We start from the raw sequence: 21,112 nt of genomic DNA, 5'->3' as shown, positions 1-21,112 counted from the left end.
AGGCTGCGCCGCCGCGCAAGCGACAGATATCAGCCGCGCCTCGCACGCAACATCAGCCACGCGCAGCCCGCCGCGACGAGCGCGAGCCCGAGCAGCACCGCCTCGACGCCGAGCGCGAAACCGGGCGGCATCTCGCCGCTGTTCGGCACGGGCGACAGGTTGGCGGTGATCGCGATCGCACCGCCGGCCAGCAACGCGATGCAGACGATCCAGTAGACCTTGCCGCGCGGCGCGGCGGTGCGGATTCGCCACAGCGCGAGGCCGACGCCACCGAGGTAAAGCACCGCGAGCGTCGCGAGCGCGATGAAGTCGCCGGTGCGATCGTGCAGCAGGCCGCTCATCGTGCGACTCCGTCGGAGGCCACGCGTCCGCACGATGCGATGAACGCGTCGACCGCGTGGCCGATCCGGCCGTTCACGCGCTCCCGCAGCATCGGATACAGCCCGGACCGCAGCGTCAGCGGCAGGTTGTAGCGGAAACCGAAGTGCGCGAGCACGAGCCCCGTCAGCCCGTAGATCGCCCACGCATGGAAGCCCCAGTGGAAGAAGGGCATCAGCATGGCCTCGCGCGCGGTGGCGGGCGTGCTGGGGGCGACGGCCTGCGGCTCTAACGCCGTGCGGGTCGAGGGACGGGAACCTGGCATGGCTGGCATCCAGTTGTGGGCGCAACGAGGCGCGACGCCGCCCGGCGCGCGCGTCGCACGTCGGACCCTGATACGGCGTGCGTCGAGTGTAGCGCGGTGTCGGGACTGCAAGAAGGGGCAAGCAGCAGGGGTTAACCTGACGAATTGTAGGGTATCGGGCCGATCGCGAACACCCTCGCACTGAGCCGGCGCGTGCGACGGAGCCCAGACCGAGCGCAGACGAGGCGCGGAATCCGGCGCCCCGGATGATGCGGACCGTCCGGGGCGCCGGCGGGCGATGCGCTGCCGCGATTTCAGAACGTCACGGCGATCCCGGCCATGCCGACGAACTGGCCGTGCGTCGTCGACGGCATGAGCTGCTGCGAGTCGCCGACGATCGGCGCCGCGTCGACGATATGGCCGGCACCTTGCGCGCCGAGCGTGCGCCCGCTCGAATGCGTGTACGCCTGCAGCGCATAGAGCGTCGTGCGCTTCGACAGGCTGTACGACTCCTTCAGCGAATACTGCTGGTAGCGGGCCGCGTTCGACACGCCGTTCGCCTTCGACGCGAGCGTGTACGCGAACGCGCCGGCCACCGAGAAGGTCGGCGTGAAGCGGTACGCGGCGAGCGCGCCGTAGGTGTTGAACACGGCCGTGTTCGCGAACGCGGAGCCGTTGCCGGGCAGGTACTTCACGTTCGAGTAGTTGAGGCCCATCGTCAGGTTGCCGAGCGTGTAGTTGCCGGCCGTCGCGACCTGCTCGACAGCCTTCGCGGTCAGGTAGCCCTGGTTCAGCACGGACACGGCGAAGCTGCCCGACGCCGCGGTCGCCGGATTCAGGAACCCCGCCGACGAACCCGAGCTGTTGATGCGCAGGTAGCCGGCCGCGATCCCGACCGGCCCGTTCGCATAGCGCAGCGCGGCGCTGAACGTATTGCCCTTGCCGGTCGCGCCGGCGATGCCGCCGAACGCGTACATCGCGCTCGCGGTCAGCCCGGACAAGGTCGGCGACGTATAGGTGACCGAGTTGTTCACGCGGATGGTCGTGTCGAGGCCGTCGATGTCGCCCGGATGCGCGCCGGTCGCACCGGTCAGCCAGCTGCTCGACGCGTAGGGGCCGACCAGCAGGAAGTACGGCGTGTACTGGCGGCCGGCCGTCACCGTGCCGTAATGGTCGTTGCGCAGCCCGACGAAGGCCTGGCGGTTGAAAATCGTGCCGGCGGCGGCTTGCGCGCCGGTGTTCAGGTTGAAGCCGGATTGCAGGTCGAAGATCGCGTGCGTGCCGCCGCCGAGATCCTCGTCGCCGCGCAGCCCGAACTTCGACGCATACAGGTTGCCGTCGCGCATGTACACGTTCGAGTGGCCTTGCTGGTTGTTCACGTACGCGAGCGAATCGTCGACCACGCCGTACAGCGTCACGCTGCTCTGCGCATGGGCGGTGGAAGCGCCGAGCGACGCGGCGGATAAAATCAGGATTGCATAATGATGATGCGGTGCCTTCATTGTCGATCTCCAGGTCTCTTCAGGGGGCGGGAGGCTGGACGGCCTCCTCTTGGATGGCGGGGCGGGCCGCGTGCGCGGTCCGCCCGAACATGGCTCGGCGCTTGCCCGAGCGTGCGCGGTCAGTCGTCGAGCGCCACGACGAGGCGACGCCACGCGCCGTCCCGCGCATCGTGCTCGACGCGCGCGCCGTGCACCGCAAGCGCGCCTTGCAGCGACGCCGGCAGCAGGATCTCGAGGCGCTCGGCGGGGCGATGCATGCGGCCGTCCCAGCGGACCGACACGCCGAGTTCGCCCGACGCCTGGCGGCCGGTCTCGATGCGCCACAGCCCGTATTCGCCGTCGCGCCACGCTTCCGTTTCGCCGTCGTCCTCGACGCATTCGCCGTATGCGACACCGTCCTCGATGCGTGGCGCGACGAGGAAGCCGCGCGTGTCCGCGCACGCGCCGAAGCGTTGCTCGGCGACGTTCAGCGGCAGCACACGGCCTTCGCGCAACAGCATCACCGGCGTGTCGAGCGGCGCGGGCAGCGTCACGCTCGCGCCGCCGTCGAACGATCGCGCGCTCGCGCAGCACAGCCAGCGCGCGCCCGACGGCAGGTAGACCGTGCGTTCCGTGCGGCCCGGGTCGACCACCGGCGCGACGAGCAGCGCGTCGCCGAGCATCATGTCGTCGCATTCGTCGTAGCAGCGCGGGTCGCGGGGGAAGTCGCCGAAGGTCGGCCGCAGCACGGGCTCGTAGCGCGTGGTCGACAGCCACAACAGGTGATAGAGATAAGGCAGCAGCCGGTAGCGCTGCTTGATCAGCGACGCGATCCGCGCGGTGATCTCCGGATACATCCACGGTTCATTGACGGTGCCGTCGTCATTCCACGAATGGATGCTGAAGCGCGGCATGAAGATGCCGAACTGGACCCAGCGCAGCAGCAGCTCGGGCGACGGTGCGGGACCGGAGAAGCCGCCGATGTCGTGACCGATGTTCGACACGCCCGACAGCGCGAGCCCGAGGCCCATCTTCAGGTTGTAGCGCAGCGTTTCCCATGACGTGTAGTTGTCGCCGGACCAGGTCTGCACATAACGCTGCATGCCGGCGCCGCCGGAGCGTGACACGAGGAACGGCCGCTGCGCCGGCGCATGCGCGCGCTGCGCGTCGCGCGACGCACGCATCATCAGCATCGTCTGCAGCACTTTCGCCTCGCGCGCGGGAAATGGCTGGCCGAAGCCGTGCGCGATCGCGTCGGGCGACCAGATCTCGTATTCGTTGTTGTCGTTCCAGGTCGACTCGATCCCGTAGTCGAGCAGCGCCGACGTGACCTGCTCGCGCCACCAGCGGCAAGCGTCCGGTTGCGTGAAGTCGATATATGCGCCGACCTCGTCCCAGAACTGCACCCACGCCGGCTCGCCGGACGCCGAGCGGATCAGCAGCCCGCGCCGTGCAGCGTCGTCGAACGCGGGATGATCGCGCAGCAGGCACGGCTTGATGTTCGCGCACAGGCGGATGCCGTGGTCGCGGTAGTGCTTCACGAATCCCTTCGCGTCGGGAAACTTCTCGCGGTTCCAGTTGAACACGTAGCGCTTCGCGCCGATCGACGTATAGCCCGACGACAGGTGGAACGAATCGCACAGGATGTCGTGCGATTCACACTGCTCGACGAACTGGCTCATCTGACGCTGCGCGTCCGGCGCGTCGGTGTAGCTCATCGTCGAGCCCGAATAGCCGAGCCCCCATTTCGGCGTGCGCGCCGGGCGCCCGGTGAGCCACGTGAAGCGCCGTGCGGCCGTGAGCGGCGTGTCGGGCGATGCGATGAAGTAGTAGTCGAGATCGCCGTGCTCGGCGACGAAGTAGCGGTACAGACCGTGGTAGTTGTCGAGCTCGCGGCCCATGTCGAACGCGCAATCCGACAGCGTGTCGTAGAACAGCCCGAAGCCCTGGCACGCGTCGGGCGACCAGGTGACGTAGAACGGGATGTGCTTGTAGAGCGGGTCCGTGTGCTTCGCGCTGTAGCCCATCGCGTCGATGTTGCGCATCTCGAAGCGCGCGCCGGTACGGTCGAGGTCGCCCGCGCGTTCGCCGAGGCCGAACACCTTGTCGCCGCGCTCGCGGGCGACGTAGTGATAGGCGCGGTCGTCCCACCAGCCGAAGTTGTACGCCTGCGTCGCGCGGTCGGCGAGCACGACGCGCCACGCGCCGTCGGCACCACGCATCGACCACGTGCAATGGCCGCCCTGCCGGCTTACCGTGAGACGGACCTGCGCGGTTTCGATGCGCACGCCGCCGTCGTCCTCGCCGAAGTCGTAGTCGGGCAGCGCGAACCCGCCGAGGTCGAGACGGTCGCGGCCCTCGAGCGGCACGTCGTCGAGGCCCGGTGCGATCGTCCAGGTGCGCGGGTTGCGCGCCGTTGCGTCGGGCAGCACGCGCACGCGCACGATGTCGTCCTCGAGCACGAAGATCTCGAGGGTCGCGCCCGCGTCGGACGCGAGCAGCACACGGTTCGCCTGCCGGGCGGCGACGCGGAACACGGGCGGATGAAGAAGCGAAGTCATGAAGGCGATTCCTGATGAAAACGAAGGTCAGGCGTGTTGCGCGAGCAGGCGTTCCTGCTTCGACTGCCCGCGGATCAGCACCGCGAGCAGCGTGACGCCGATGATGTCGAACAGGCCGAGGCACGCGAACAGCGGCGCGTAGCCGATCTTGTCGGCGAGCGCGCCGACCAGCAGCGAGAAGCCGAGCCCGCCGATCCACGCGGCCATGCCCGCGAAGCCGCTGGCGGTGCCGACTTCCTCGGGATCGAACACGTCGGCCGACAGCGTGTTGACGAGTGCGGAGATCATCTGGTGCGCGAAGCCGCCGACGCAGAACAGGGCAATGGCCGTATACGGCGACGACACGAGCCCGATCATCGCCGGCCCGAGCATCAGCACCGAACCGAGCGCGACGCCGGCGACGCGGGACCACACGAGCGGCAGTTTGAACCGGTTCGCGAGGTAGGGCGACAGGTAGCCGCCCGCGATGCCGCCGAGGTCGGCCGCGAGAAACGGCATCCACGCGAAGACGGCGATCTGCGTGAGCGCCATGTGGCGCTCGGTGGCGAGGTACAGCGGAATCCAGAAGCTGAAGGTCTGCCATGCGGGTTCCGCGAAGAAGCGCGGCAGCGCGATGGCCCAGAAGCGGCGCGCGGTGACGACGTCGCGAATCCGGCGCTTCGACACGGCCGGCATCGTGGCCTGGCCGTCGCGGATCAGCGTGCGCTCCTGCGACGTGAGGCGCGGATGATAGGCCGGCGAGCGGTACTGCGTGTACCAGAGCGCGGCCCACAGGAAGCCGAGGGCGCCGGTGACCATGAACGCGGATTGCCAGCCGAACCGCATCGACAGGAACACGACGAGCGGCGGCGCGATCGCGGCGCCGAGCGACGTGCCGGCGTTGAAGTAGCCGACCGCGACGGATTTCTCGCGATCGGGAAACCATTCGGCGACGGCCTTCATCCCCGACGGAATCGCGGCGGCCTCGAACAGCCCGAGCAAGCCGCGCAGGATGCCGAGCGACAGCCAGCCCGACGCGAAGCCGTGCGCGACGCCGACCACCGACCAAAGCATCGCGAAAAGCGCGAACCCGAGCCGCAGCCCGATCAGGTCGACGATGAACCCGCACACCGGCTGCATGATCGTGTAGCCGATCTGGAATGCGCCGACGATATACGAGTACTGCTGCGTCGAGATCGCGAACACCTGCTTCAGTTCCGGTGCGAGCACCGCGAGGGAGTTTCGAGCGAGGTAGTTGAGGATCGTGCCGAGGCATACCAGCACGATGATCCACCAGCGCAACGCCTTGACTGTTTTCACTGCTGTCTCCTGATCCATGCAAGTCGCCCGGCTAGGGCGTCTCGTTCAGTCTTATTTGTACGATGTCCGATCTTGGTGGGCGCCGATTCGCCCGGTTTTTCTCGAAATGACCACATTCAATCGAACATTTCGATGTTGTCGAAAGCTGATGTTATCGGACGACTGATCATTTTCGAGCATCCTATGTTCGAATTCGAATCAGGTCAACGTGAATCTGCATTCGAACGAACATGCTTGGGGTATTCCCGATAGGCGTGCAGATCGGGTGTCCGGCGCGTTGCGTGACGACCGAGCGCCGAACGCCCGCTTGCCGGGGCCGAGCGGCCGTCGACGGGCCGACTGCATCAGCCGGGCCCGGCAATGGGCGTGACAACCCTGATGAAAATTTATTTTTTTCCTGTCGGCAGATTGTGTAAATTGATTTTCATCCACCTTGCAAAACCATTCGCATGACGCCGCTCCTTCCGCACGATGTCAGTCACGAGGAATCCGCGATCGCGGAGCGCATCGCCTCGGCCATGCCGCGGATGACGCCGATCCACCGCCGGATGGGCGAGTTCGTGCTCGCGAATCCGTTCCGCGCGGCGACGATGCGGATCGACGAGCTGGCGCAGGCCGTGAACGCATCGATCGCGACCGCGAACCGCTTCGCGAAGGCGCTCGGCTTCGACGGCTATCCGGCGATGCGCGCGGCGCTCGTGCGCGGCTTCGAGGCGACGCTCGGCCCGGTCGAACGGCTGCGTTCCGCGCAGGAGCAAGAGCAGGAGCAGGGCGTGCGCGGCGCCGCGTGGATCGACGCGGTGTTCGACCAGGCCGTCACGAACATCGAGAACACGCGCGCGCAGCTGGATGCGGCCGACGTCGAAGCGGCCGTCGAGGCGATCGTCGGCGCGCGGCGCGTGCTGATCCTCGGCGCCGGTTCGAGCGCGTTTCTGACCGGGCTGATGGAACACGGCCTGTCGGTGTGTCACGACAACGTGCAGTCGCTCGCGCTGCTCGGCGGCCCGTCGCATGCGGCGCGGCGCCTGTACACGGCCGACTCGCGCGATCTCGTGATCGCGCTCGCGTTTCCCCGCTACGTGAAGGACACGATCGAGCTGGCCCGCCGCGCGGCGGCGCGCGGCGCGCGCGTGCTCGGCATTTCCGACGGGCCCGGTTCGCCGCTGGCACCGATCGCGTCGCTGAACCTGTACGTGAAGGCCGAGCGGCGTTTCGCGGCCACGTCGGAAGCGGCCGTGCTGACGATGATCGAGGCACTGATCGACGCGGTCGCGCTGCGCACGCACCGCTCCGCGAAGTCCGCCGCCGAAATGACCGAATTCCTGTTGCCGTGGCTGGTCCAGCCGCAAGCGGCGCTGCCGGCCGCCAACCCTTCTTCTTCCGGTCCGAAAAAATCATGACTTCATCCGCGATCGTCGCGATTCATGGCGGTGCAGGCACGATCCTGCGCGAGGCGATGGACACCGACACCGAACGCCGTTACCGCGCCGAACTCACCGCGATCCTGCAGGCCGCGCAGAAGGTGCTCGCCGACGGCGGCAGCGCGCTCGACGCCGTCACCGTCGCCGTGCGGATGCTCGAGGACTGTCCGTTGTTCAACGCCGGGCGCGGCGCCGTCTATACGGCCGAAGGCAAGCACGAGCTCGACGCGGCGGTGATGGACGGCACGACGCTCGCGGCCGGCGCGATCTGCTGCGCGACCCGCGTGCGCAATCCGGTCCTCGCCGCGCGGCGCGTGATGGAGGCAAGCGAGCACGTGCTGTTCGCGGGCGCGGGCGCCGATGCGTTCGCGGCCGCACAGGGCCTCGAACTCGCCGAGCCCGGTTACTTCGACACGGAAGCGCGTCGTGCGCAGTGGCTCAAGGCGCGCGAGGCGGCCGGCATGATGCTCGACCACGACGCGGCGACCTTCGCGTTCGGCGCCGGGCAGCCGGCCGAGCCGCTCGATCCCGACCGCAAGCACGGCACGGTCGGCGCGGTCGCGTGCGACCTGCGCGGCCATATCGCGGCGGCGACGTCGACCGGCGGCATCACCAACAAGCAGCCCGGACGCGTCGGCGATTCGCCGATCATCGGTGCCGGCTGCTACGCGGACGACGCGACCTGCGCGGTCTCCGCGACGGGCACCGGCGAGATGTTCATCCGGCTCGCGACCGCGCACGACGTGGCCGCGCAGATGGCCTATCGCGGCGCGTCGCTTGCCGACGCCGCGCACGACGTCGTGATGAACAAGCTGCCGCGCCTGGCCGGGCGCGGCGGGATCGTCGCGGTCGACGCGCACGGCAACGTCGCGATGCCGTTCAACACGGAAGGGATGTATCGCGGCTACGCACGCGTCGGCGAGACGCCCGTGGTCGGCATCTATCGCGACGATGCGGCCTGATTCCGGATCGTACGAGGAGACCTTCGCATGACTTCGAGCCGAACCCCGTCCGCGCTGGTGCTGCCGGAACAGCGCGTGGTCGCCGTCGACGACCTGTCGGTGATGTTCCGACGAGAGAACGCGACGTTCGATGCGGTACGCAACGTGTCGTTTCACGTCGATCGCGGCGAGACGCTCGCGATCGTCGGCGAATCGGGCTCCGGCAAGTCGGTCACGTCGCTCGCGCTGATGCGGCTCGTCGAGCACGGCGGCGGCGAGATCACGAGCGGCCGGATCGCGTTGCGGCGCCGCGGCGGCGCGCTCGTCGACCTCGCGCAGGCGAGTGCGGCGACGATGCGCGGGATCCGCGGCGCCGACATCGCGATGATCTTCCAGGAGCCGATGACGTCGCTGAACCCGGTGTTTACGGTCGGCGACCAGATCAGCGAGGCGATCGCGCTGCACCAGTCGAAGAGCGCGACCGAAGCGCGCGCGGAAGCGTTGCGGCTGCTCGATCTCGTGCGCATTCCGGAGGCGCGCCGCGTGTTCGCGCGCTATCCGCACCAGTTGTCCGGCGGGATGCGGCAGCGCGTGATGATCGCGATGGCGCTGTCGTGTCGGCCCGCGCTCCTGATCGCCGACGAACCGACGACCGCGCTCGACGTGACGATCCAGGCGCAGATCCTGCAACTGATCCGCGGCCTGCAGGACGAAATGAACATGGGCGTGATCTTCATCACGCACGACATGGGCGTGGTGGCCGAAGTGGCCGATCGTGTGCTGGTGATGTATCGCGGCGAGAAGGTCGAGGAGGGCGAGTCCGAGCGCATTTTCGCGACGCCCGCGCATCGCTACACGCGTGCGCTGCTCGCGGCCGTGCCGCGGCTCGGCTCGATGCACGGCACCGATATCCCCGAGAAATTTCCGCTGCTGAAGGTGGACGGCGCGAGCGCGGCCGCGCCGGCGCCTGCCGCGAACGACGTGAATGATGCGGCCGATGCGAACGATGCGAACGATGCCGCCGCGGTCCCCGCCGCCGGGCAGCCGCGCGTCGATCCGGCCGCGCCGCCGATCCTGCGCGTGCGCGATCTCGTCACGCGGTTTCCGGTGAAGAGCGGCGTGTTCGGCCGCGTGTCGCAGTACGTGCATGCGGTCGAGCGCGTGAGCTTCGAGCTGCGCGCGGGCGAGACGCTGGCGCTCGTCGGCGAATCGGGCTGCGGCAAGTCGACCACCGGCCGCTCGCTGCTGCGCCTCGTCGAATCGCAGAGCGGCTCGATCGAATTCGACGGCCGCGACATCAGCGCGCTGAAGGGCCAGGACCTGCAGGCGCTGCGCCGGAACATCCAGTTCATCTTCCAGGATCCGTTCGCGTCGCTGAACCCGCGCCTGACGGTCGGTTTCTCGATCATGGAGCCGCTGCTCGTGCACGGTGTCGCGAGCGGCCGCGAAGCGCAGGCGCGCGTCGACTGGCTGCTCGACAAGGTCGGCCTGCCGCCGGAGGCCGCGCGCCGCTATCCGCACGAATTCTCGGGCGGCCAGCGCCAGCGGATCGCCATCGCGCGCGCGCTCGCGCTGAATCCGAAGGTCGTGATCGCCGACGAATCGGTGTCCGCGCTCGACGTGTCGGTGCAGGCGCAGATCGTGAACCTGATGCTCGACCTGCAGCGCGAGCTCGGCGTCGCGTATCTGTTCATCTCGCACGACATGGCCGTCGTCGAGCGCGTCAGCCATCGGGTCGCGGTGATGTATCTCGGCCAGATCGTCGAGATCGGCCCGCGCCGCGCGGTGTTCGAGGCGCCGCAGCATCCGTACACGAGGAAGCTGATGAGCGCGGTGCCGGTGGCCGACCCGGCACGCCGGCATGCGCCGCGCCAGCTCGCGGCGGACGAGATTCCGAGCCCGATCCGCGCGGTCGGCGACGAGCCGATCGTCGCACCGCTCGTCGCGGTCGGCCCCGATCACTACGTCGCGACGCATCGCGTCGGCGGCGCGTATTGATTGCGCGGCGAGGCGCATATGGACCGTAGCTGCGCACGCGCCAGGCAACGGCGTCACTTCCCGGAGCGGATGCAGTCACGCCGCGATTTCCACCACGCGTTACCGAATCATCCACAGGAGCCAGACAAAATGAACAAGCCGCATTCGTTCCCGATGTTCCGCCCGCGCGCGCTGTTCGCCGCGGGGGCAGGCGCGCTCGCGCTGTCGGTCGCCGCGCCCGCGTTCGCGCAGCAGAACGTCGTGGTCGCCGTGTACTCGACGTTCACGACGATGGACCCGTACGACGCGAACGACACGGTGTCGCAGGCCGTCGTGAAGTCGTTCTACGAAGGGCTGTTCGGCTTCGACAAGGACATGAAGCTCGTGAACGTGCTCGCGACGAGCTACCAGGCGTCGCCCGATGCGAAGGTCTACACGGTCAAGCTGCGCCCGGGCGTGAAGTTCCACGACGGCACCGACTTCAACGCCGACGCGGTGAAGGCGAACTTCGACCGCGTGACCGATCCGGCGAACAAGCTGAAGCGCTACGGGCTGTTCCGCGTGATCGAGAAGACCGAGGTGGTCGATCCGATGACGGTGCGCTTCACGCTGCGCGAGCCGTTCTCCGCGTTCATCAACACGCTCGCGCACCCGTCGGCGGTGATGATCTCGCCGGCCGCGCTGAAGAAGTGGGGGCGCGACGTGTCGCTGCATCCGGTCGGCACGGGCCCGTTCGAGTTCGTCGAATGGAAGCAGACCGACGACATGAAGGTGAAGAAGTTTGCCGGTTACTGGAAGAAGGGCTATCCGAAGGTCGATTCGATCGACTGGAAGCCGGTGGTCGACAACAACACGCGCGCCGCGCTGCTCAAGACCGGCGAGGCGGATTTCGCGTTCACGATTCCGTTCGAGCAGGCGGCCGACCTGAAGAGCAATCCGAAGGTCGAGCTGATCGAGCGGCCGTCGATCATCCAGCGCTACATCTCGCTGAACACGCAGAAGAAGCCGTTCGACAATCCGAAGGTGCGTGAAGCGCTGAACTACGCGGTCAACAAGGAGGCGCTCGCGAAGGTCGTGTTCGCCGGCTACGCGACCCCGCAGACGGGCGTCGCCCCGGTCGGCGTCGAATACGCGACCAAGCTCGGGCCCTGGCCGTACGATCCGGCGAAGGCGCGCGCGCTGCTGAAGGAGGCCGGTTATCCGAACGGCTTCGAGTCGACGCTCTGGTCCGCGTACAACCATTCGACGGCGCAGAAGCTGATCCAGTTCGTCCAGCAGCAGCTCGCGCAGGTCGGCGTGAAGGTGCAGGTGCAGGCGCTCGAGGCCGGCGAGCGGGTCGCGAAGGTCGAGAGCGCGCAGGATCCGGCGGCGGCGCCGGTGCGGATGTACTACAGCGGCTGGTCGGCCTCGACGGGCGAGGCGAACTGGGCGCTGTCGCCGCTGCTCGCGTCCACGTCGGCGCCGCCGAAGCTCTACAACACCGCGTACTACAAGAACGGTGCCGTCGACGACGATCTCGCGAAGGCGCTCGAGACGACCGACAACGCGAAGAAGGCCGCGCTGTACGCCGACGCGCAGAAGCTGGTGTGGGCCGACGCGCCGTGGATCTTCCTGGTGCAGGAGAAGATCGTCTACGCGCGCAGCAAGCGCCTGCACGGCATGTACGTAATGCCGGACGGTTCGTTCAACTTCGACGAAATCTCGGTGAAATGACGGCAGCTCGCCCGCTGTCCGGCGCCGGCGGCGCAAGCTGCCGGCGCGCTGATTCGATCGGTGCCCCATGCTGAATTTTCTCGTCAAACGCCTGTTCGGCCTGCTGCCCACGCTCGCGATCGTCGCGGTGCTGGTGTTCCTGTTCGTGCACCTGCTGCCGGGCGACCCGGCGCGGCTCGCGGCCGGGCCCGAAGCCGACGACGCGACGGTCGCGCTGGTGCGCGCCGATCTCGGGCTCGACCGGCCGCTGCCCGCGCAGTTCGCGAACTTCTTCGTGAAGATCGCGCACGGCGATTTCGGCACGTCGACGCGCAGCAAGCGGCCGGTGTCGACCGAGATCGGCGAGCGCTTCATGCCGACGCTGCTGCTCACGCTCGTCAGCATGGTGTGGGCGACGGCGTTCGGGATGGCGATCGGGATCGCGTCGGCGGTATGGCGCAACCGCTGGCCCGACCGCCTCGGGATGACGATCGCGGTGTCGGGCATCTCGTTTCCGGCGTTCGCGCTCGGCATGCTGCTGATGGAGATCTTCTCGGTGAAGCTCGGCTGGCTGCCGGTCGTGCCGGACGGCACGTGGAAGAGCTACGTGCTGCCGTCGCTGACGCTCGGCGCCGCGGTCGCGGCCGTGATGGCGCGCTTCACGCGCGCGTCGTTCGTCGAGGTGCTCAACGAGGACTACGTGCGCACCGCGCGCGCGAAGGGCGTGCACGAGCCGCTGGTGGTGCTCAAGCATTGCCTGCGCAACGCGATGATCCCGGTCGTCACGATGATGGGGCTGCAGTTCGGCTTCCTGCTCGGCGGCTCGATCGTCGTCGAGGCCGTGTTCAACTGGCCGGGGCTCGGGCGCCTGCTGGTCGATGCGGTCACGATGCGCGATTACCCGGTGATCCAGGCGATCGTGCTGCTGTTCTCGCTCGAATTCATCCTGATCAACCTGACCGTCGACGTGCTGTACGCGGTCATCAACCCGACCATCCGGTTCAAGTGAGCGTGAGGCCAGCATGAACGCGACTGTCCAGCCCGCGGCGCCGGCCGCATCGAACACGATCCGCACGCCGTGGCGTGAATTCTGGCGCAAGTTCCGCAAGCAGACTGTCGCGCTGGTCGCCGGCGGCTTCGTGCTCGCGCTCGTCGTGCTGGCCTTCGTCGGCCCGCACATCGTGCCGTTCGATCCGGAGAACTACTTCGACTACGACGCGCTGAATGCGGGGCCGTCGGCCGTGCACTGGTTCGGCGTCGACTCGCTTGGCCGCGACATCTTCAGCCGGATCGTCACCGGCACGCGCATCTCGCTCGCGGCCGGCTTCTTCTCGGTCGCGCTCGGCGCGCTCATCGGCACGTTCTTCGGGCTGCTCGCCGGCTACTACGAAGGCTGGTGGGACCGCATCACGATGCGCGTGGCCGACGTGCTGTTCGCGTTCCCGGGGATCCTGCTCGCGATCGGCGTGGTCGCGATCCTCGGCAACGGGATGGTCAACGTGATCTGCGCGGTCGCGATCTTCAGCATTCCGGCGTTCGCGCGGCTCGTGCGCGGCAACACGCTGATGCTCAAGCACATGACCTACGTGGAAGCCGCGCGCAGCATCGGCGCGTCCGACTGGACGATCATCATGCGGCACATCCTCCCGGGCACCGTGTCGTCGGTCGTCGTCTACTTCACGATGCGGATCGGCACGTCGATCATCACGGCCGCGAGCCTGTCGTTCCTCGGGCTCGGCGCGCAGCCGCCGACGCCGGAGTGGGGCGCGATGCTCAACGAGGCGCGCGCGGACATGGTGACCGCGCCGCACGTCGCGATCTTCCCGAGCCTCGCGATCTTCCTGACCGTGCTCGCGTTCAACCTGCTCGGCGACGGGCTGCGCGACGCGCTCGACCCGAAGCTGGAGCGGCGCTGATGCGAGCCGTGCCCATGTGGGCCGCGACGCTGCCGGCCGGGCCGCGCGGCACGATCGCCGACGTGCCGGGCGTGACGGTCGGCCATGCGACGCTCGATGCGGGCGACGTGCAGACGGGCGTCACCGTCGTGAAGCCGCACCCGGGCGACCTGTACCGCAGCAAGGTGCCGGCCGGCGCGGCCGTGATCAACGGCTTCGGCAAGAGCGTCGGGCTCGTGCAGGTCGACGAACTGGGCACGCTCGAAACGCCGATCGCGCTGACCAACACGTTCGGCGTCGGCGCGGTGGCGCAGGCGCAGATTCGCGCGGCGGTCGCGGAGAACCCGCAAATCGGCCGCGACTGGCCGACCGTCAACCCGCTCGTGTTCGAGTGCAACGACGGCTATCTGAACGACATCCAGGCGTTCGCGGTGACGGCCGCGCATCACGACGAAGCCTGCAATACCGCGGCGCGAGATTTCGCACGTGGCGCGGCAGGCGCCGGGCGCGGGATGTCGTGTTTCGACCTGAAGGGCGGGATCGGCTCCGCGTCGCGCGTGGCCGTCGCGGCCGGCAGGCCGTATACGGTCGGCGCGCTGGTGCTCGCGAATTTCGGCCGGCTGCCGATGCTGATGCTCGGTGGCGTGCCGGTCGGACGGATCGTCGCGCAGCGGCGTGCCGCAGCGGACGCTCAGCCGACGCACGCGGCGCCGCCCGAGCAAGGCTCGATCATCCTGCTGCTCGCGACCGATGCGCCGCTCGACGCGCGGCAACTGTCGCGGCTCGCGCGCCGCGCGGGCGCGGGGCTCGCCCGCACCGGCTCGGTCTACGGGCATGGCAGCGGCGACATCGCGCTCGCCTTTTCCACCGCGTACACGATCGCGCACGATGCGTCGACCGTCGCGCTGCCGGCCCTCGTGGCCGATGCGGCGCTCGATCCGCTGTTCATGGCCGCGGCCGAAAGCGTCGAGCACGCGATCGCCGACGCGCTGCTGCAGGCCGTGACCGTGACCGGCCGCGACGGCCACGTACGGCAATCGCTGCGCGATGCGGTGCCCGAGCTCGAGCGGTTATTCAACGCAGGCAACGAAGGACGTCCGAGCCATTCATGAAGATTCTGATCTCGACCGACATCGAGGGTGTCGCCGGCGTGTTCGCCCTCGAGCAGACGCGTGCCGGCAATCCGGAATACGAACGTGCGCGCCGCTGGATGACCGCCGAGGCGAACGCGGCGATCGAAGGCGCGTTCGCCGGCGGCGCGCAGGCCGTCTGGGTCAACGATTCGCACGGCAGCTTCCGCAATCTGCTGCCCGACGGGCTCGATGCCCGCGCCCGCGTCGTGCTCGGCAAGCCGCGCACGCTGGGGATGATGGCAGGCCTCGAGCAGCAGCCCGACCTCGTGTTCATGATCGGCTTTCATGCGAAGTCGCAGACGCGCGGCGTGCTTGCGCACACCATCAACAGCTTCGCGTTCACGCAGGTGTGGCTGAACGGCGTCGAACTCGGCGAAGCCGGGCTGTACGGCGCGCTGGCGCGCGAATACGGCGCGCACGTCGCGCTGGCGTCGGGCGACGACGTATTCGCCGAGGAAACCCGGCCGCTGTTTCCGGACGCGCGTTTCGAGACGGTCAAGACGGCCGGCGGCGCATCGAGCGGCGACACGCTCACGCCGGCCGCGTCCTGCGCGCGCATCGCGACCGCCGCACGCGAAACGGTCGCGCATGCGCTGTCGTCCGGCTGGCGTGCGGGCGCGCACCGGCCCGCGCCGGCCGCTTGCACGCTGCGCGTGCAGACGGCCGCGCTCGCCGATCTGTTCTGCGTGCTGCCGTCGCTCGAGCGGGTCGATGCGGTGACGCTGCGCTTCGACGGGCCGTCGGTCGAGCACGTGGTGCGCACGCTGAACAGCCTGTCGGCCATGTCGTTCATGCTGCGGTGATGCGTGCCGACCGGAGGCCGCCGATGCGCGGCGCGTCACGCACCGGGCGCGCGGTCTGCCGCCGTGTCGAGCAGGAACGCTTCCATCGCGGCGACCAGCGCGAGCGGGGTTTCGTTCATCGGGTAATGACCGGCATTGCGCAGCACGTCGACGGTCGCGTGCGGATAGCGCCGCAGATAGGTGCGCGCCATCAGCGCCGCGTCGAACGCCGGATCGTGTTCGCCGATCAGCACCTTCACCGGATGGCGGCCCGTGATCTCGTCGGTGAAATCCGTGTCGGCCCACGCGCGGAAGTACGCGCCGAACGCGTGCGGCGACGAACAGGATGCCGAATACGCGGCTTTCCACTCGACCCAGGCGGCGGGCAACCGGCCGCCGGTGCTGCGATCGATGATGGTGCGGCGATCGGCGAGCTGGTCGGCGGCGCGTTCGAATAGCGCGCGTCGCGCGGCGTCGAACGGCAGGCCGCCGCACGGCACCGGCGCGATCGGCACCAGCGCGCGTACCCGGTCGGGCGCCATGGCGGCGACCTTCTCGATCGCCATGCCGCCCATCGAGTGGCCGACGAGGCTGAACGTGCGCCAGCCGAGCGCGTCGGCGAGGGCGAGCGTGTCGGCGGCGATTTCGGCGATCGAGTACGCGCCGTGCGCGCCGCGCATGCCGCCGTAGCCGCGGTAGTCCATGAACACATAGGTGAAGCGTTCGTGCGACAGCCACGTCTCGACGGGCTCGAACGCACGCGCGTCGCCGAACCAGCCGTGCAGCACGAGAACAGGGTGGGGGCCGTCCCCCACGCGATGAAACGTATTGGGCATCTCCGCTCCGAAGAAGTCGCTATCCGGCCGATTCGGCCGTCGGGTCTTGCGGCCATCCGGTCGCGCAAGCGTGGAGCGGATCGTAGACCGATCGAAGGTGACCCGCCTTCGATATCGGGTCATTCATGATGGAATTCGGGCCTTGAGAAATACGCTGCTGGATCCCTACGAAGACATTCCCCGTAGCGTCGTGGTGACCGCCAACGACTACGCGGCGGGCACGACGTTTCCGGAGCACGCGCACCGGCGCGGGCAGTTCGCGTTCGCGTCGCGCGGCACGATCAGCGTGTCGACGCCGCACGGCCGCTGGCTGGTGCCGCCGCAGCGCGCGTGCTGGGTGCCGGCCGGCGTGCGGCACGAAATGACGATGACCGGGCCGGTCACGATGCTCAACACGTTCGTGTCGGACGACACGGCCGAGGCCGCGGGGCTGCCGGACCAGTGCGGCGTGTACGGCGTGTCGCCGCTCCTGCGGCAACTGATCGACGATGCGATCGACCTGCCGGCGATGTATGACGTCGACGGCCGGGCGGGCAAGCTGATGGCGCTGCTGGTCGCGGAAATCGCGACGATGCCGCGGCTGTCGCTGCACGCGCCGCTGCCGGCCGACGCGCGCCTCGCGAAGATCTGCCGGCATCTGTTCGCGTCGCCGTCGATCGCGGCCGATCTCGACCAGGTGGCGACCGACGCGGGCGTGAGCCGGCGCACGTTTACGCGGCTGTTCCGCGCGCAGACCGGCGTGAGTTTCGCCGCCTGGCGTCAGCAGGTCTGCATGCTGGCGGCGATTACCCGCCTGAGCGACGGTCAGCCGGTGACGCGGGTCGCGTTCGATCTGGGCTATGCGAGCGCGAGCGCCTTTACGTCGGCGTTTCGCCGCATCCTCGGCGAAACGCCGAGCCGGTATCTGGAGGTTCGCCGCTAGCCGGAGCGGAGGCGGCGGCGAGTGCGGCGGCGTGCTCCGGTCGCGGACGAAAAAAACGCGTCTGCCAGGTTTCGGTCAGACGCGCTTGAAGGCACTCGGTCAGAAAAATCCGCGCTCAGGCAGCGGGGCAGTGTTCGCGCATTGCGGGTGAAATTGTTGCCTGTTCCGATTCAATCCCGTCGGTGTCGGGCGGATAGCAAAGCATACGCCGTGTAACGCGCAAACGATATCGTGCGGGCCCGACGATTCATGTGCTGTCGCAGCATGCGTTTCAATCGCGCGTTTGATGCCGGAGGCGGGAGCAGTCAACCAAGGGCGTCGGCCGTCCCGATCGGGCGTGCTGCGGCACGGCATCGAATGTGGGGGCCCGAAAGCGAAAACCGCCGCACGACGCGATGCCTGTCGGTATCGCGCCACACGGCGGTTCGGTGCGGGCAGCCGGCGTGCGCCGGCTCACGCGTCACACGTCGAAGAACACGGTCTCGTCCGGCCCCTGCATGCGGATATCGAAGCGGTACACGACGGGCCGGCCCGGTGGCGCGTCGCGCTTCGCGACGAGCGTCGCGCGGCGTTCGGCCGGCACGAGGTTCAGCACCGGATCGGCCGCGTTCGCCGCGGCTTCGTCGTCGAAATACACGCGGGTGAACGCGTGGGTCAGGATCCCGCGCATCATCACGGTCACGTTGATGTGCGGCGCTTCGTCGGCGGCGGCGCGGCCCGGCTTGACCGTCTGGATAACGAAGCGGTGCTGCGCATCGGTGCCCGTGCCGACGCGTGCGAAGCCCGTGAAGCCGGACTTCGCGATGTCGTCGCGCGACGCGGGATAGCGGCCCGCGCCGTCCACCTGCGTGAATTCGAGCACCGCGTCGCTGACGACGTTGCCGTCGCCGTCGAACACCTGTCCGACCAGCAGCACGTGCTCGCCTTCGGCGTCGGGCGTGGCGATCACCGGCGTGAACAGGCTCTTCAGGTCGTAGTCGTATTGCTGCGGGCACAGGCCGTACGCGAAGTACGGGCCGACCGTCTGCGAAGGGGTTTGCTTCAGCGTCGTCATGGTTCAGCGCTCCATCGGGGTGGCGTCGCGGCCGCGCAGCACGATGTCGAATTCGTAGCCGAGCGCATAGCCTTCTTCGGTGATGTCCATCGAGAAGCGCGAGATCAGGCGGTCACGCGCCGCTTCCGGCGTGCCCTGGAAGATCGGGTCGTACGCGAGCAGCGGATCGCCGGGGAAGTACATCTGCGTGACGAGGCGCGAGCCGAAGTAGTCGCCGAACAGCGAGAAGTGGATGTGATTCGGGCGCCATGCGTTCGGATGGTTGCCCCACGGATACGCGCCGGGCTTGATCGTCAGGAAGCGGTAGCGGCCTTCGGCGTCGGTCATGCAGCGGCCTGCGCCGAGGAAGTTCGGGTCGAGCGGCGCGTCGTGCTGGTCGACCTTGTGCACGTAGCGGCCGGCCGCGTTCGCCTGCCATACCTCGACGAGCGTGTTGCGCACGGGCTTGCCGCCTTCGTCGAGCACGCGGCCGGTGACGACGATGCGCTCGCCGAGCGGTTCGCCGTTCTTCACGGCGTTCTTCGTCAGGTCGTGGTCGAGCGCGCCGAGATCGTCGGTGCCGTAGACGGGCACGTACTGGTCGCGCAGCTTTTCCTTCAACGGGATCAGCGGGCGGGTCGGGCCGCGCTTGACCGACGAACGGTACTCGGGGTGGATATACGCGGGATGCGACGGCCAGTCGCGCGGCGTGAGGATCGTGGGGGAATCCATCGGGCGTCTCCTGTCAGGTATTTCGCGAAGTGGATGGCAAGACTTTAGCCAATCCGGAAAGTTATGCAAAATGACCTTTTTTCGCGAATCGCATAACCGTTCGTTATGTTCGGCGGCGCCCATGGAAATCCGCCGGACAGCGGCGTGATCGCGTTGCTGCCCGGCGACCGGAGTCCATGCGCGGCGGCGTCATGCGTGACGCCGCGCCGAATGCTTGGGCGTTTCCGGAAAGTTATGCAAAATGGCGTGATATCACCATTCGCATAACCGCCCGTTATGAATAACCGTATCGCCGACGGCCGCGTCAAATTCCGGCACCTGCAGTGTTTTCTCGCGGTCGCGCAGTTGGGCGGCGTGCAGAAGGCGGCCGAAAGCCTGTCGATCACGCAGCCGGCCGTGTCGAAGACGATCGCCGAACTGGAGTCGATCCTCGGCGTGAAGTTGTTCGAACGCGGGCGGCACGGCGCGCAGCCGACCCGCGAAGCCCAACTGTTCATCCCGCACGCGAACGCGTGCGTGCTGGCGCTGCGGCAGGGTGTCGGGCTGCTCGCGCGCGAAGGCGGCGCGGCCGCGGCGACGCTCGAAATCGGCATGCTGCCGACGGTCGCGGCATCGCTCGCGCCCGCGCTGATGAAGGCGCTGACCGCACGCTGGCCGCGCATCGTGGTGCGGATCGCGACGGCTGCCAATACCGAGCTGCTGGAGCGTCTGAAGGCAGGGGCGATCGAATGCGCGATCGGGCGCCTGTCGGAGCCGGAACGGATGATCGGGCTCGCGTTCGAGCAGCTGTACAACGAACCGCTCGTCGCGGTCGTGCGCGCCGGCCATCCGCTGCTGGCGAGTGCCGCGCCGGCCGCCGAGCTCGCGCGCTATCCGGTCGTGCTGCCGCCGTTCGGCACGCTGATCCGCCAGTCGGCCGAGCAACTGCTCGGCGCGTGCGGCGCGCCGCCGCTTGATTCGTTCATCGAGGTGCTGTCGGTGTCGGTCGCGCGTGCGCTCACGCTCGAGAACGACGCGGTCTGGTTCGTGCCGCTCTATGCGGCCGAATACGACTTGTCGGCCGGCGCGCTCGCGCGGCTGCCGCTGCCTTCCGCGGGCACCGACGAGCCGGTCGGGCTCGTGCTGCGCACCGATGCGCAACCGTCTCCCGTCGCCCGGACGCTGATCGACGCCGTGCGCGACATCGCGCAGGCGCGGTTCGCCGATGCGCACACCCATCGCGCCCCCCGTAGCGCGCGCAAGCCGGCTCGCCGCCAGCGTCGAGACGCCGGGCAGGGCGTGGATGGATGACGTCCGGCTGCCGCTCACTCACCGTCATTCGTTAGCCATCCGGTCAGTAGCGGGTGTCGTCGTGCTTGGCGTATCGTACCTTTTTTGATACACTCGATGACACGACGATGGCGAGACAGCAGATTCAGATCACGCTCGACGTGCGGTTCTCCCGCACCGCGCGTGGCAACGAGCCGGTGCGCGAATGGCTCACGGCGCTCGGGCAGGTCGAGCGCAGGGTGATCGGCGAAGAGATCAAGACCGTTCAACTCGGCTGGCCGCTCGGCATGCCGCTGGTCCGGAAGATGTCGCAGGATCTGTGGGAAATCCGCGTGATGTTGCCGCAGCGAAGCGCGCGCGCTGTTCACGGTCGTCGGCGACACGATGGTGCTGCTGCACGCGTTCTTCAAGCAGTCGCAGGCCACGCCGTCCGACGATCTCGACGTGACCGTCGCGCGGCTGAAAGCGCTGACGCGCGCCATCTGAATTCCTCCGGCTGCGCCGGCACATGCGATC

At 68.4% G+C, this 21,112-nt stretch carries 17 protein-coding genes and 2 pseudogenes; 11 read left to right on the top strand and 8 right to left on the bottom strand.

Annotation, left to right across the window (positions count from 1 at the left end; translation table 11 throughout):
* Window positions 1-29: 29 nt before the first annotated feature.
* The 5 genes and pseudogenes from DID98_RS01770 to DID98_RS01750 all read right to left on the bottom strand — a co-directional run bounded on the left by DID98_RS01770 (window position 30) and on the right by DID98_RS01750 (window position 5,963).
* Window positions 30-341, bottom strand: a complete 312-nt coding sequence (locus DID98_RS01770; RefSeq protein WP_044843140.1) for a hypothetical protein — start codon at window positions 339-341, stop codon at window positions 30-32.
* 5 nt (window positions 342-346) lie between these two features.
* Window positions 347-610, bottom strand: a pseudogene (locus tag DID98_RS01765) (BCCT family transporter); the annotation flags it as partial.
* Between the two features lie 326 nt (window positions 611-936).
* On the bottom strand, window positions 937-2,124 hold the full coding sequence (locus DID98_RS01760; protein WP_124519661.1) for a porin: 1,188 nt from the start codon (window positions 2,122-2,124) through the stop codon (window positions 937-939).
* Between the two features lie 119 nt (window positions 2,125-2,243).
* Window positions 2,244-4,664 (bottom strand): glycoside hydrolase family 31 protein, encoded by a 2,421-nt coding sequence (locus DID98_RS01755; RefSeq protein WP_124519660.1) that lies wholly within the window; start codon window positions 4,662-4,664, stop codon window positions 2,244-2,246.
* 27 nt (window positions 4,665-4,691) lie between these two features.
* Window positions 4,692-5,963 carry an MFS transporter gene (locus DID98_RS01750; protein WP_124519659.1) on the bottom strand — a complete coding sequence of 424 codons (1,272 nt, stop codon included), beginning with the start codon at window positions 5,961-5,963 and terminating at the stop codon, window positions 4,692-4,694.
* Between the two features lie 449 nt (window positions 5,964-6,412).
* Here DID98_RS01750 and DID98_RS01745 point away from each other — a divergent pair, with 449 nt between their 5' ends.
* From DID98_RS01745 to DID98_RS01710, 8 genes are all read left to right on the top strand, one after another.
* On the top strand, window positions 6,413-7,363 hold the full coding sequence (locus DID98_RS01745) for a MurR/RpiR family transcriptional regulator (RefSeq protein WP_124485005.1): 951 nt from the start codon (window positions 6,413-6,415) through the stop codon (window positions 7,361-7,363).
* Window positions 7,360-8,346: an isoaspartyl peptidase/L-asparaginase family protein gene (locus tag DID98_RS01740; protein ID WP_124485004.1), complete on the top strand. Its 987-nt coding sequence runs from the start codon at window positions 7,360-7,362 to the stop codon at window positions 8,344-8,346. The genes DID98_RS01745 and DID98_RS01740 overlap by 4 nt, the downstream gene beginning before the upstream one ends.
* Window positions 8,347-8,373: 27 nt before the next feature.
* The gene (locus tag DID98_RS01735) at window positions 8,374-10,323 is read left to right on the top strand and encodes a dipeptide ABC transporter ATP-binding protein (protein WP_124519657.1); all 1,950 of its coding nucleotides are present in this window, start codon (window positions 8,374-8,376) and stop codon (window positions 10,321-10,323) included.
* 129 nt (window positions 10,324-10,452) lie between these two features.
* Window positions 10,453-12,015: a glutathione ABC transporter substrate-binding protein GsiB gene (gsiB, locus tag DID98_RS01730; protein ID WP_044842908.1), complete on the top strand. Its 1,563-nt coding sequence runs from the start codon at window positions 10,453-10,455 to the stop codon at window positions 12,013-12,015.
* A 67-nt stretch (window positions 12,016-12,082) separates the two neighbouring features.
* Window positions 12,083-13,003, top strand: coding sequence for a glutathione ABC transporter permease GsiC (gene gsiC, locus DID98_RS01725; protein WP_044842909.1), 921 nt, complete (start codon window positions 12,083-12,085; stop codon window positions 13,001-13,003).
* Window positions 13,004-13,016: 13 nt separating this feature from the next.
* Complete coding sequence (gene gsiD / locus DID98_RS01720; protein ID WP_044842910.1) at window positions 13,017-13,910, top strand: glutathione ABC transporter permease GsiD; 894 nt, start codon at window positions 13,017-13,019, stop codon at window positions 13,908-13,910.
* Window positions 13,910-15,001: a P1 family peptidase gene (locus DID98_RS01715; RefSeq protein WP_124519656.1), complete on the top strand. Its 1,092-nt coding sequence runs from the start codon at window positions 13,910-13,912 to the stop codon at window positions 14,999-15,001. Before gsiD ends, DID98_RS01715 begins: the two co-directional genes overlap by 1 nt.
* A complete protein-coding gene (locus DID98_RS01710) occupies window positions 14,998-15,825 on the top strand; it encodes a M55 family metallopeptidase (protein WP_124519655.1) in 828 nt (275 codons plus the stop codon). Before DID98_RS01715 ends, DID98_RS01710 begins: the two co-directional genes overlap by 4 nt.
* 35 nt (window positions 15,826-15,860) lie before the next feature.
* Here DID98_RS01710 and DID98_RS01705 read toward each other — a convergent pair whose 3' ends face one another.
* The gene (locus DID98_RS01705) at window positions 15,861-16,640 is read right to left on the bottom strand and encodes an alpha/beta fold hydrolase (protein WP_124519654.1); all 780 of its coding nucleotides are present in this window, start codon (window positions 16,638-16,640) and stop codon (window positions 15,861-15,863) included.
* A gap of 142 nt (window positions 16,641-16,782) precedes the next feature.
* Here DID98_RS01705 and DID98_RS01700 point away from each other — a divergent pair, with 142 nt between their 5' ends.
* The gene (locus tag DID98_RS01700) at window positions 16,783-17,562 is read left to right on the top strand and encodes a helix-turn-helix domain-containing protein (protein WP_044842914.1); all 780 of its coding nucleotides are present in this window, start codon (window positions 16,783-16,785) and stop codon (window positions 17,560-17,562) included.
* 460 nt (window positions 17,563-18,022) lie between these two features.
* On the opposite strand, the gene pcaG is transcribed toward DID98_RS01700, so the two are convergent.
* Together pcaG and pcaH are read right to left on the bottom strand one after the other, a co-directional pair.
* On the bottom strand, window positions 18,023-18,616 hold the full coding sequence (gene pcaG / locus DID98_RS01695; RefSeq protein WP_124519653.1) for a protocatechuate 3,4-dioxygenase subunit alpha: 594 nt from the start codon (window positions 18,614-18,616) through the stop codon (window positions 18,023-18,025).
* 3 nt (window positions 18,617-18,619) lie between these two features.
* Entirely contained in the window at window positions 18,620-19,327 is a 708-nt protein-coding gene (pcaH, locus tag DID98_RS01690; RefSeq protein ID WP_124484995.1) for a protocatechuate 3,4-dioxygenase subunit beta, read from the bottom strand.
* A gap of 276 nt (window positions 19,328-19,603) precedes the next feature.
* Here pcaH and pcaQ point away from each other — a divergent pair, with 276 nt between their 5' ends.
* Window positions 19,604-20,617 carry a pca operon transcription factor PcaQ gene (gene pcaQ, locus DID98_RS01680; RefSeq protein WP_124519651.1) on the top strand — a complete coding sequence of 338 codons (1,014 nt, stop codon included), beginning with the start codon at window positions 19,604-19,606 and terminating at the stop codon, window positions 20,615-20,617.
* Window positions 20,618-20,724: 107 nt separating this feature from the next.
* A pseudogene (locus DID98_RS01675) lies at window positions 20,725-21,082 on the top strand (type II toxin-antitoxin system RelE/ParE family toxin).
* The last annotated feature ends 30 nt before the right edge of the window (window positions 21,083-21,112 follow it).

Source organism: Burkholderia sp. Bp8984, from assembly GCF_003853755.1.
GTDB lineage: Bacteria > Pseudomonadota > Gammaproteobacteria > Burkholderiales > Burkholderiaceae > Burkholderia.
The sequence above is the reverse complement of the archived record's forward strand: the minus strand, read 5'-3'. Positions and strand labels throughout refer to the sequence as shown.

Coding starts and splice junctions, on each gene's coding strand:
- DID98_RS01770 (WP_044843140.1), bottom strand. CDS start 341: ATGAGCGGCCTGCTGCACGATCGCACCGGCGACTTCATCGCGCTCGCG.
- DID98_RS01760 (WP_124519661.1), bottom strand. CDS start 2,124: ATGAAGGCACCGCATCATCATTATGCAATCCTGATTTTATCCGCCGCG.
- DID98_RS01755 (WP_124519660.1), bottom strand. CDS start 4,664: ATGACTTCGCTTCTTCATCCGCCCGTGTTCCGCGTCGCCGCCCGGCAG.
- DID98_RS01745 (WP_124485005.1), top strand. CDS start 6,413: ATGACGCCGCTCCTTCCGCACGATGTCAGTCACGAGGAATCCGCGATC.
- DID98_RS01740 (WP_124485004.1), top strand. CDS start 7,360: ATGACTTCATCCGCGATCGTCGCGATTCATGGCGGTGCAGGCACGATC.
- DID98_RS01735 (WP_124519657.1), top strand. CDS start 8,374: ATGACTTCGAGCCGAACCCCGTCCGCGCTGGTGCTGCCGGAACAGCGC.
- gsiB (WP_044842908.1), top strand. CDS start 10,453: ATGAACAAGCCGCATTCGTTCCCGATGTTCCGCCCGCGCGCGCTGTTC.
- gsiC (WP_044842909.1), top strand. CDS start 12,083: ATGCTGAATTTTCTCGTCAAACGCCTGTTCGGCCTGCTGCCCACGCTC.
- gsiD (WP_044842910.1), top strand. CDS start 13,017: ATGAACGCGACTGTCCAGCCCGCGGCGCCGGCCGCATCGAACACGATC.
- DID98_RS01715 (WP_124519656.1), top strand. CDS start 13,910: ATGCGAGCCGTGCCCATGTGGGCCGCGACGCTGCCGGCCGGGCCGCGC.
- DID98_RS01710 (WP_124519655.1), top strand. CDS start 14,998: ATGAAGATTCTGATCTCGACCGACATCGAGGGTGTCGCCGGCGTGTTC.
- DID98_RS01705 (WP_124519654.1), bottom strand. CDS start 16,640: ATGCCCAATACGTTTCATCGCGTGGGGGACGGCCCCCACCCTGTTCTC.
- pcaG (WP_124519653.1), bottom strand. CDS start 18,616: ATGACGACGCTGAAGCAAACCCCTTCGCAGACGGTCGGCCCGTACTTC.
- pcaH (WP_124484995.1), bottom strand. CDS start 19,327: ATGGATTCCCCCACGATCCTCACGCCGCGCGACTGGCCGTCGCATCCC.
- pcaQ (WP_124519651.1), top strand. CDS start 19,604: ATGAATAACCGTATCGCCGACGGCCGCGTCAAATTCCGGCACCTGCAG.